Origin of the sequence: Thermomonas hydrothermalis (genome assembly GCF_900129205.1) — a bacterium.
Lineage (GTDB): Bacteria > Pseudomonadota > Gammaproteobacteria > Xanthomonadales > Xanthomonadaceae > Thermomonas > Thermomonas hydrothermalis.
Map to the genome: position 1 here is coordinate 13,058 of NZ_FQUK01000018.1, position 11,787 is coordinate 24,844.

The window sequence follows — 11,787 nt, forward strand, 5'->3', positions numbered from 1 at the left end:
GAGGTCGATCTCGTCGCCGGCGGCACGGGACAGCCCGTTCTGGCGGGTTTATGTGGCCTGCCCCTGTGTCTGCGAGGTTGCGACACGCCGCGATTTTGCTCCGCCTTCCCTCTCACCCTCCTCCTATCCGCGCTGCCAGCCGGCCATGGCGATGCAGAACGGTGTGCAGGGCGCGGGCCAGGGCTGGCGGGCTGCTCCACAGCTCCAGCGAGTGCTGGGCACGCGACAGGCCGGTGTAAAGGGTTTGCCGGGACAGCAGCGGTGATTCCACGTCGGGTGGCAATAGCACCGCCACATGGCCGTATTCGGAGCCCTGGCTCTTGTGCACGGTGATGGCAAACGCGTCTTCGTGCGGGGGCAGCAGGTCGGGTTCGAACAAGCGAGGCGGCGCGGCATCCGCGACGGGTTGCTCGGCGGGGTCGAACAGCACGCGCAGCCGGATTTCACCACCGCCAATGTCCACCGGCAGGCACAACCCGACATCGCCGTTGTAGAGCCGTGCCGCCGGGTCGTTGCGGGTGATCATCACGCTGCGGCCGGGGTACCAGCGTTCGCCCCAGCCCGGGGCACGGGCGCGCAGCCGGGCGGCGATCAAGGCCGCCGCCTGCACCGCGCCGAACGGGCCGTCGCGCTGGGCGCACAGCAGTTGCCGCTGGCGTAGCAGGGCAAGACGCTGGCGCAGGGTCTCGGCATCGGTGGCGGCCACCGGGGTATCGATGGCGGCCGCTGTCAAGGTACGCGCCAGCGTCTCGGCCCAGGCCTGCAGATGGCGACGCAGCGTTGCGGTGGTGTCCACCGGATGCCAGCGCGCCACGGCTCCGGCCTGGTCCAGTGCCCTCTGGAACGCCGCCGGATCGCCCGCACGCACGGCGGCCAGGATGGGCACCAATGTGGCATCGGCACGGAAGCAGTGCTGCAACCGCACCAGGTCATCACGCGGGTCGTCCTCCAGCGCCTGCACGATATCCATCAGCACCGAGCCGGTGCCCACCGAGGTGAGCTGATCGGCATCGCCGACCAGCACCAGCACGGCATCCTCGCGCAAGGCCGCCAGCAACGCGCGCAGCAGGCTCAAATCCAGCATCGAGGCTTCGTCCACCACCACGATGTCCGCCGGCAGACGGGCACCGGCATGGTGGGCAAACCCGCCTTGCCGGGCGCGGCTCCCCAGCAGGCGGTGCACGGTGGCCGATTCGGCCTGCGCCAGCGCCTGGAGGTGGTGGTGCCAGTCTGCGGGCAACGGCGGCTGCGCCTGGGCGAGCCGCGCCACGCCCTGGCGCAAGGCGTCGCCGAGACGCTGGGCGGCCTTGCCGGTCGGGGCGGCCAGCCGGACCTGCGGCAACAGGTCGGCGCCGGAACGCGCGGCATATTCGCGCGAAAGCGCCAGCAGCATGCGCAGCACGGTGGTGGTCTTGCCGGTGCCGGGGCCGCCGGTCAACACCAGCAGCCGCCGTCCCGGAGCCTGTGCGACTGCCGCCCGCTGCAGGGCTTCCTCCGGCGTCCAGCGGCCATGGAACAGGGCGCGCAAGTCGGCTTCGCTGGGCGGGTACTGGGCAGGCTGAGCCGCCATGCGCCGTGTCCGCAACGCCTGCGCCACATCAACCTCGGCGCGGTAGTTGCGATACAGGTAGAACATGCCGGCGTCCAGCACGAACGGTCGCGGCGGGCCGCCGTCGGATACGCCCGGCACGGTCACCAGCGGGCTGTGCTGCAGGGCGGCAAGCGCCTGCGGGTCCCACTGTGGATATGGCGCAGGTGGCGTCATCAGCGGCAGGGCGCTGTGGCCCTGGCCGTCGGCATGGCTGGCCCAGCCGGCGAGCTCTGCCAGCAGCGGGTCACCGCCATGCGTGCGCACCCAGCGCCAGAGCGCACGATCGAGATCGCGCCAGACGGCGGGCAAAGCCGCTTCCTCCGGCCAGGGGCTCAGCCCGAACATGACCTGTGCGTTCGCAGTCATCACGCCACCTCCTGCAAGGTGAGGCCCAGCACCGCCTGTGCAGCATCGAGCAAGGCGTCATCGAAGCGGTGGCGCCAGACCCCGCACGGCGTGCCATCCGGTAGCCGCAGGCCGACCGCCCGAATGAACAGATACCAGCAGTCACCCAGATCGCGGGCGCGCTGGTAACCCGCCCCAAGCCGCTCGCGCAGGTAGCGCTCCAGCGCCAGGGTGTACAGCAGCGCCTGCAGCCGGTAACCGGAGGCCGCCATCGCCTGCGCGATCGCGTCGGGCGCGTAATCGAGCAGATTGGGGCGGGCAGGATCGGAAAGCCGGTTGCCCTTGTAGTCGAGCAGGTGGAAGCGGCCGTCATAACGAAACACCAGGTCGATCTTGCCGCTCATCAGGCCCAGCAGCGGCTGGTCGCGTGCCGGCACCAGATCCGGCTCGCCATGCGTTGCGCAGACCTGCCGCAAGGCCTGCAGCGACACACCTTCCAGCATGTAGTGAAAGCCCAGCTCGGCGCGCATGTCGGTCTCACGCAGGGCATCCAGACGCAGCCCCGTGTCCAGCAATGGCGTCTCCAGCACCGCCTGCAGCCGCCCGGCCAGCACTTGCGCCAGCGTTTCGAGGTCACCGTTGCGCGGGCGGACACCGTATTCGCGTAATGCCTCCAGCACCATCGCCTGACTGATCGGCTGCCCGGCGGGCCGATGCTCAAACACGGCATGGATGGCATTGCCGAACTCAATGCCGGACACCTCCGCCAGGGCCTCAAGCGCAGAATCGGGAACGACCTCCGGCGATTCCAGGGGCGCCGTCATCGCAGGCTCGGCTAGCGTCTCATCCCCGGCCGCGGCCTCCGTGTCGATGCCATGGCGGGCACCGGCCACCAGGGTGCTGAAGCTGTGCCGCATCGGCAAAGGCCGCGGCATCGGCAAGGACCGCGCCTGCCGGCGCACGACCGTTGCGGCCGCTCGCCATGTGCCTGCCTGGACGGCGGGCGGCTCCCAGCCGTCCAGCCAGGCAATCCGGGCGCTCGGGTCGTCCGCGAGATGGCGTAGTTTTTCCAGCGGCAACTGGGTGATCGGCGCGTCGGTGTTTTTCCCGGTGCCGGAACCGCCATTGGCTGCCGGCACAAAGACATGGCAGGCATGGATGGCGCGGGTCAGCGCCACGTACAACATGCGGTAGCGCTCCTGGCTTTCCTGCGCCTTGACGCGCTCTTTGCCGTCATCGCTCAACACCAGCTGTTTTTGCCCGGTGTGTGGATCGGTCAGCAGGCGCGGGCCGCGGGCACCTCCGCCGGTGTGCTTCCACATCAGCGGCAGATACACCACACCGAACTCCAGCCCTTTGCTGGCATGCAGGGTCATCAGCTGGACGCGGGCGGCATCCGACTCCAACCGTTGCAAGCGGGCATCGCTGGCATCGGCATCAGCACCACCCCGCACGCCTTCACGCTGATCGGCCAGCCAGGCCAGCAGCCGCTCGCCACTGCCGCAGGTCAGCCAGGCCTCCTGCAACAGTTCGCCGAGATGCCTTAAGTCCGTCAGCATGCGCTCGCCGACGACCGTTGCCAGCAGCCGTGCCGCCTGCTGCTCGAGCAAGGCGGCCACCAGCGCCAGCGGGCCATGCCGCAGCAGCCGGTCATGCAAGTGGTGAAACTGGGCAGAGATGGCATCCCAGTCGCCCTCGCCTCCGGCCAAGGCCTGGAGTGTGGCCAGATCGCCACCGAGCAGGCGGGTGGCCAAGGCCGCGCGCAGGGCGCGTGGGTCATCGGCATGCAGCACGGCGTGCAGCACCAACTGCAATTCGTCAGCACAGTCACTGTCGAACACGCTGCGTGGCGAGGTGACTGCACACGGAATCGCCCGCGCTCGCAGCAACGCCGCCAGCCTTGCGATTTGCTGGTGGTTAGGCAGCAGCACGGCGATATCGCCTGGTTGCAATCGGGCGTCCCCGATCCGGTAGCCCGCTTCCGACAGCGCCCAGGCAATCTGCTTGGCACAGGCACGCAGGGCGGCGCCTTCGTCCAGCGTCTCCGACATGCCCGCATGCAGCACCAGCGGCCGCTGCACGGGCGTCCCGTCCGCATGACACAGCGGGGTGGCATCGCGGCGACTGCTGGGCTGCACCGGTTGGTAATGAATCTGGGTCTGCATGCCCGGTGCGGCCAGTGCGTGGCCAGTCTCCGCATAGAACTGGTTGACCGCCTCCACATAGGCACGGCTGGAACGATGGTTGGTTCCCAGGATCAGCCGATCTGATGCAGGCACTTCGTTGCTGGCGCGCTGGTAGGCATCCACGTCGCCACCGCGGAATCGGTAGATGGCCTGCTTGGGATCCCCAATCATCACCAGCCGCCCGCGCGGACGGCCGTCGGATTCGCGGTAAATGGCATCGAGGATGGAAAACTGCACCGGATCGGTGTCCTGGAACTCGTCCACCAGCGCCGCCGGCCAGGCCGCATACAGCGCATCGGCCAGAGGGCGCTGGCCGCTGTGTGGGTGTGGTTTTAGCGCCTCGCGGACGGACGTCAGCAACGTATCGAACGTGGCCTGCCCGTCTGCCGTCAGCCGCGCCTGCAACTGCTGCTGGCACCACCGCTGCGCTGCGGCAAGAAATGCGCGCTGCGGCCGCTGGCTGTACAGCTCCAGCTGCCAGGTGTGTCGACTCAGCGCTTCATGCAGCTGGCCAGCCTCTTTGGCAAGCGCCTGCATCCCTGGGTCGGACAGCGCGTCTTTCCGGACGGTTTTCAGGCTCGCCAGGTTGGCAAGGCTGGCCATGCATTCCAACACCCTGCTGTCTTCCTGTGGCGCAGCCAATGCATCAAGCAACACCGGCCAGTCCCGACGCAGGCGCGCATTGGCATTGGCGTATTGGTTCACCAGCGCCCGTGACCGTTCGACCCAATCTGCCAGATTGGTCAGGAACGGCAGGTTGTCGTCCTTCAGCAGGGCGCACAGATCCAGCCGATCCTGATCAGCATCCAGCTGCACATCCGGCTGCATCAGTACTGGCAGGTAATCCTTCAGTTTCTGACAGGTCATGCCAGCCTGGCGCGCCAATCGAACCAGGGCATCGTCCTCGCTGCCCTGGCTGATGTAACGCCACAGGTCTTCCTCCAGCTGACGCCGCAATGCCTCGGCATCCACCAGCCGCTGACCACGGAAAGAAGCGCCAGCCGCAAACGGATGCTCGGCCAGGATACGTGCGCACAGTGCGTGCAGGGTGCCGATCGGAGCGGCATCAAGCTCGGCCAACGCCGTCTGCAAACGCCGTGCATCTTCATCTTTCTGCTGCTTGCCGGCCTCGCCCTGCCAACGTGCTTCAAGCCAGATACGGTCACTGGCCTGGTGGTCACCCGCAAGCGGGCGCCCGGCCGCCAAGGCCTGCGCCCAGAGCAGGCGTGCGCGCAGGCGCCCGGCCAGTTCTGCCGCTGCGGCATTGGTGAAGGTGGCCACCACGATCTGCCGCGGCGACAACCCGTATTGCAGCAACAAGCGCAGGTAGAGCGCGGCAATCGTCCAGGTCTTGCCCGTGCCGGCACTGGCCTCCACCAGGCTGCGTCCGCCCGGCTCCAGGGGCAGGTCGCGCCAGTCCTGTGTTGCGGTCATGGGGTGGCCTCCTGTTGCCGATCGCCCTGCATGTGCAGCAGCGCATGCAATGCGTGCGCATCCTGCCGCAGCGCCTCCCACGCCCGCCCGTCCGGATCCTGCTCGGGATCGCCAAAGACGAGATCGCCTTCCAGCAATTGCGCCCAGCCGGGTGCGTAGTCACGTTCGCCCTGCTGCCTGCCAGAGCCGAGCCATTGGCTGTTGACCGCATTGCGCTGGGCAGCTTCATTCCCGACGGACTCAGCTTTCAGTAGCGCCGAGGCGGTTTTCGGATAGAGCCAGGACATGCCGGCACAGCCTTTACGCCACAGACTCACCAGCTGCCACAGCCGTGCCTGCAGCCCTGCAAGCCATTCCTGACGCAGCGCGGCTGGCGCCTCACAGTACGCGGCATCCCACGCGTTGATCTGGCGGGCGAACTCAGGCTCCTCGGCGGCCAGCACGGTCAGCCGCACCGGTATCGGTTGCGTATCGTCCGCATGGTGCAGCCGCAACAGCGCCCATTGCAGGAACGCTGGCACACACTCCTTGAACGTGAGGTCTTTGGCGGCCTTGAGCGGCTCTTTTTCGTCGCTGGCGCCCGCATTCGGATACGCAAATACCAGCTGCACACCCTGCTCCGTGCCCTGCAACGGGAACACGGTACGCAGCGTGCCGGCGATCCGCAGTGGCTGATCGGATGACTGTTCCGGATTCGGCGGAAGCGTCACATCCACCGTCACCACCTGAGCGCCACTGGCGGCACGGGCATCAAACCGACCGTATTGGCGCGCCTTTTCGAGCAGGGCCGTGACCGCCCTGGCCTCGGCCTGCCAGGCGGCAAGGCCCGCCGCGCCAGGTGGCAACACGTCGCCATAACGCACCCAGTCCGGCATCTGGCCATCCCAGTGCCAGTCCGGATCGGCGCATGCACGCGGGAGCGCCTGTTGCAGGAACACCCGCCGTGCAACCGTATGCAGCCGCTCGACCTGGTCCAACGGCTCGTGCTCGCGCAGTAGCCCCTGCGTATCCAGGCCATCCAGCGTCAACTGCAACTGATCGCGCAGCAGGCTCTCGGCAGGATTTTTGAAAAACCGCTCAAGCATGGCCAATGGCACCCGTTCCGGCAGCGGCGGCAGCGGCAGGGGCGCACCCGCACGCAACCGCGGCAGAGGTTGGTCGCCGTCCCCCTGCATCGCCGCCAGCGCCTGCGAGTAGGAAAACAACGCCGGATGGCGGCCATCGAAATAGCGTGCGTCGAACGGTTGCAAGGGATGCCGGACGAGCCACGGGCGCGGCGCCTGCTCATCATCCGGGGCGATCCCGGCATGCGCATCCAGCTCGGCCAGCAGCTCCGCCAATGGCGCCGCGGGGTTACGCGGCTTGCCGTCGCGCACACCCTGGCCGAGGTAGGACAGGTGCAGGCGATCACGTGCCGACATCACCGTTTCCAGGAACAGGTAGCGGTCATCGCTGATCACGTCGCGGTCGCCCAGCCGTGGCAGGTGCGCCATCAGATCGATACCGCCGTCGGCCACCCGCCTGGGAAAGTCGCCCTCATTCAGCCCCAACACGCACACCACCCGGAATGGAATGGCCCGCTGCGGCACCATGCCGCAGAAGGTGACGCCGCCCAGCAAGAACGGCTGTCGTTCCGGCACGGCGTCCAACCGCTCCAGCAGCACCTCACGGACCACCGCCAGGGGCAGCAGCGGATCCTCGCCATTGCGGGCGGGCTCATCTCTCAACCCGGCGATGGCGCGGTGCACCTGCGCAAGCGCGGCCTGTGCCTCGGCATCCTGTGGATCGACGCGCAGCAACGCATCGACCCGTTCCCGCAACAGCTCAGCCCAGTCGCTGGCGCGCTGCTCAAGCTGCGCCAATCCGCGCCAGGTCTGCAGCTCGGCCAGCAATCGGCTCAGGCCGCCAAGCGCGGCGGCGTCGGGCCCGTCCACCCCGGTCACTGGCAGGCAGGCGCTGCCGTCGGCCAGCCGTAATGCCTGCGGATCGTCGGTGTCGTCCGCACCCCCCATCACATAGCCGGCCAGCAGCCGCTCCATCGCCCAGGCGAAGCTGTACTCGGGCACGGCCGGCAGGCCGAGATCGGCTTTGTGGCCGGCATCCAGCGCCCAAGCGGCGCCGCTTGCACGCAGCCACTCCAGCAATGTCTGCACCGATTCCAGGGCCAGCCCAAGCCCCCGGCGCACGGCATCCACGTCCAGCAGATCGGCCACCTCAGGCAGGGTGATGCGCCGGTTGCCGATCGCCAGCAAGCGTTCGAACACCATCCGCAGCGGATGCGTGCCAGCCACCGGCACATCCGCCAAGTGATAGGGCAACAGACGCTCGCGCGCCGAGCCAGGCTCGCCGAACACCGCCGGAATCAAGGGCAGATAGGCCCGGATGTCGGGCGCCATCACCACCATCTCGCCCGGGGTCAGGCTTGGACCCTGCGCCAGCGCATCGAGCAGGGCGTCGCGCAACACTTCAAGTTCGCGCAGCCGGGTGTGGCAGGCATGGATGCGCAGGCTGGCATCGGCGGCGGCCTGCGGGGCCTGCACATCTTCCGCCATGAACTCGGGTTGCAGACGACGGATGCTCTCCTGCAAGCGCTGCAGGCGGTTGCCTGGTGGCGCTTCGACGTTGTCCTGAAAGTGGCGAATGTCCTCACGCAGCTCGCCATCGACCAGGGCCGCAAAAAAATGCTGCCCCAGCCGCCCCCAGCGCGCCAGCAGTGGATGCCCCACATCCTGGCCGCTGCTGACGTCGCCGGCGCGCAGGCGGGCGTCCTCGTCCGCACGGAAGCGCTGCCAATCGCGGGTATCCGGCAGCACCCACCCATCCCTCTGGACATGCGTCACCCGCAACCCGCCCCAGTATTCGCGACAGGGATCGGGCACATAGAGCAGCACCGGGGCATGGCGGGCATAGGCCTGCAGCACCGCAAGTTCCGCCGGTGGTAAGTGCGACAGGCCAAACACATGCAGCGGCGGCAGTGCCTCGGCTGAGGCCCGCAAAGCGGTTTCCAATGCACCGACCAGCCGCGCGCGATGCTCGCCCAGCGCCGTTGCCGCAGAACGCCACAACGGCGCAAGACAGCCCGCCTCGAGCTCACGCAATGCCGGATCTTCGCTGCGGGCGGTCGCAAACGTGGTCTTGCCGGCCTCCCAGGCCAGCAGCCAATCGCCACGGTAGGCCAGGTATTGCGAGTACACCCGCGCCAGCCGATCGGCCAGCTGGAACCGCCGCAAAGCGCGCAGCTCGGGGGCTTGACTGCTGTCGAGATAGGCCAGCACCCGCGGGTCGTCCAGCCCATGGCGCTGCGGTTGCTCCAGCAGGGCATACAGGGTCCAGCGCAGATGCGCGCGCCGGTACTGCGGCAAGGCCACGGCGCGCGCACCCAATAGCCGGCTGGCCAGCGTATCCAGCCAGGCACTGGGCAGGATCACATCGAGATTGGCGACGATCCGCCCCGGCCCCACCTGCCGCGCCAGCGCGCCGGTCAGCCATTGCTTCATGCCGGGATGCGCCGCCACCACCGTCTGCGGCGCCAGGGGCTGCGCGGGACGGGTCTGATCGAGCAGGGTCAGCAGGGGGCCCAGCAGGGCCTCCAGCCGACTGGCGCGGATCAGGATCAGGCCATGTTCGGGTGTGTCTGCGGGCATGCGCGGCCCCTCCCTGTGCGGTGTCGTCCTTAGCTGTGTCCGGCGGGCGTCAGGCCCCCCGATGTCCGCACGCGCCGGCCCCGGCGCGACGGCCCGGCCAGCATACAAAGCCCGCGTCTCAGCCGCTGCGACTCGACCGGTTCAGACGCCGGCGGCGTGCCGCCACAGCGCATGCACCACCGGTGGCAGCCGGCCGACCAACCCCAGTGCCGGCCCGCGCAGCAGGGTCGGCAGCAGGGCATCGTTGCTGAATACCCGGTTGATCGTCTCAAAGGCGTATGCGCCAACCGCGTTTTCGCTGCGCCGCTGGCGTGCCCAGCGTGCTAGCCGGGCCAGCGACAGGGCGCCGGCATCCCTGGCCTGCGCCTCTGCCAGCAGCGACTTCAGGGCGGCGACATCGCGCAGACCGTGATTGACCCCCTGCCCCGCCAACGGATGCATCACGTGGGCGGCATCCCCGACCAGCAAAACCCGACCGTGCAGCTGGGTGTCTGCCAGCATGCGCCGCAACGGGAAGGCTGCCCGCGGCGACTGCAGGGTGAACTCGCCCAGCTCGCCCCCAAACGCGGTGGTCAAGGCCTGCGCAAATGCCGACTCCGGCTCGGCCAGCCGCTGTTGCGCTTCGTCATCGGGCAGGGTCCACACGATCGAACCAAGCCGGCCGCGCAAGACGGGATCCGCATCGTCATGGAACGGCAGCAAGGCCACCGGCCCGGTCGGCAGGAAGCGTTGCCAGCACGTCTGCGCATGCGGGCGGGTGCTGCTGACGAACGCCACCACACCCTGTTGCTGATAGTCCCGGCCCTGCACACCGACCCCGGCCAGCTGGCGTAGCGCCGACTGCGCCCCATCAGCAGCGATGGCCAGCCGCGCCTCCAGTGTGCCGCCGTCGTCCAACTCCAGCCGTACCCCGCTGTCGTCCTGATCCAGCGCAGTCACCCGCGTCGGACAGTGCACCCGCACACCCGCGCCCGGCAGCGCCGCCCAGAGCGTGTCCACCAGCAGGCTGTTCTCGACGATCCAGCCCAGCTGCGGCTGCCCCAGGGCATCGGCAGCAAACACCAGCGGCTGGCCGCCACCCGCATCCCAGATGCGCATGCCGCGATACGGTTGTACCCGCGCGGCGACAACGGCCGGCCAGACCCCCAGTGCCTCGAACAGCGCGGCATTGTCGGGCGCGAAGGCGAACACGCGCAGATCGCGGGCGTCACGCTGCCAGGGGGCCGGCGTGCGTGCCTCCACCAGCGCCACCTGCCAGCCGCTTCGGGCCAGCATCAGGGCCGCCGCAGCCCCGACCACGCCACCGCCTACCACGACTGCATCCAGTCGTCCGCGCCGACTCATGCAACCTCCTTGCGACACAGGGCGGGGACATCGCCGCGATAGCCCATCGCCCCGCCGACCAGCCAGCCCTGCAGCCAGCCGACCCCATCCCCGGCGACCAGCCCGAGGCTGCGCAGCGGGCGCAGCAGCGACGACGGATTGGCCGTCAGTCGGGCCAGCCCGTCGGAAAACGCCAGCGTGCGCTGGCGGTCCTCGGCTCGCCGCCTGACATGGCGCTCGAGGACATCCACGGCGCCGGGATCGGCGGGCGAGTCGGCGATGCACTCGGCCAGGGTCAGGGCATCGCGCAGCCCCAGATTGAACCCCTGCGCCCCCAGTGGATGAATGGCCTGGGCGGCATTGCCCACCAGCACGGCGCGTTCAGTGGTCAAGCCGGTGGCGACGCTGCGCTGCAAGGGATAGGCGCTGCGCGGCCCCACCGCCAGAAAACGCCCGGCGCGCCACCCGAAGTGGTCCTGCACACGGGCTAGAAACGCGGCATCCTCCAGCCCCGCCACCGCGGCCGCCGCATCGGCAGACACCGCATGCACCAGACCGTAATGCCCATCACCACGCGGTAGCAGTGCAGTCGGGCCGTGGTCGGTCAGGCGTTCGTAGGCGGTGCCGTCGGGGGGCTGCCGGGTCTGCAGCCGGGCCACGAACAGGGTCTGCCCGTAGTCGTGCCGCTCCACCGCAATCCCCAGTGCAGCGCGCAGCGCGCTGTCGGCGCCATCGGCCGCCACCAGCAGCCGGGCCTGCAACGTCTGCTCGCCCGTGTCGGTGCTGATCCGCACCGCACGCCGCCCGGCTGGCGCCTCGCCCAGCCCGACAAAACGGGCCGGCCGGTAGCGGGTCAGGTGCGTAAGCTGGGTCAGGCGCGCGTCCAGCGCCTGGCCGAAATCCCGCGCCACCACCACCAGACCAAATGCCTCGCGCCCATAGTCCCGGGCATTGAGCCAGATCCGTCCGAAGTCGCCGACACGGCTGATGTGGATGCGCCGGATCTGGCCGGCCGGGGCACGCAGCAGCGGCAACACACCCAGGGCCTTGAGGGCATTGACGGTGGCCTCGGCAAAACTGAGGTTGCGCTGATCGAACACCGGTGGCAACGCATCGGCCGGCGCCATTTCGACCAACCCGACATCGAGCCCCAACGGCTCCAGGGCAATGGCCAAGCTGGCACCGACCAACCCGCCACCAATGATCAGGACATCATGAACCGGGCACGACGTGGGGGAAGGCATAGGCATTGCGCTATGCTAAC

The 11,787-nt window shown here is 68.8% G+C and carries 5 protein-coding genes; all 5 read right to left on the reverse strand.

Annotated elements, in window-relative coordinates; all coding sequences use genetic code 11:
- Positions 1-112: 112 nt before the first annotated feature.
- The 5 genes from recD to ubiH all read right to left on the reverse strand — a co-directional run bounded on the left by recD (position 113) and on the right by ubiH (position 11,773).
- Positions 113-1,957: an exodeoxyribonuclease V subunit alpha gene (gene recD, locus BUA29_RS06485; RefSeq protein WP_245770520.1), complete on the reverse strand. Its 1,845-nt coding sequence runs from the start codon at positions 1,955-1,957 to the stop codon at positions 113-115.
- On the reverse strand, positions 1,957-5,556 hold the full coding sequence (locus BUA29_RS06490) for a UvrD-helicase domain-containing protein (protein ID WP_072755798.1): 3,600 nt from the start codon (positions 5,554-5,556) through the stop codon (positions 1,957-1,959). The genes recD and BUA29_RS06490 overlap by 1 nt, the downstream gene beginning before the upstream one ends.
- Positions 5,553-9,200 (reverse strand): exodeoxyribonuclease V subunit gamma, encoded by a 3,648-nt coding sequence (gene recC / locus BUA29_RS06495; RefSeq protein ID WP_072755799.1) that lies wholly within the window; start codon positions 9,198-9,200, stop codon positions 5,553-5,555. The genes BUA29_RS06490 and recC overlap by 4 nt, the downstream gene beginning before the upstream one ends.
- Before the next feature lie 141 nt (positions 9,201-9,341).
- Entirely contained in the window at positions 9,342-10,544 is a 1,203-nt protein-coding gene (locus tag BUA29_RS06500) for an FAD-dependent oxidoreductase (protein ID WP_072755800.1), read from the reverse strand.
- Positions 10,541-11,773 (reverse strand): 2-octaprenyl-6-methoxyphenyl hydroxylase, encoded by a 1,233-nt coding sequence (ubiH, locus tag BUA29_RS06505; RefSeq protein WP_245770521.1) that lies wholly within the window; start codon positions 11,771-11,773, stop codon positions 10,541-10,543. The genes BUA29_RS06500 and ubiH overlap by 4 nt, the downstream gene beginning before the upstream one ends.
- Between the last annotated feature and the right edge of the window lie 14 nt (positions 11,774-11,787).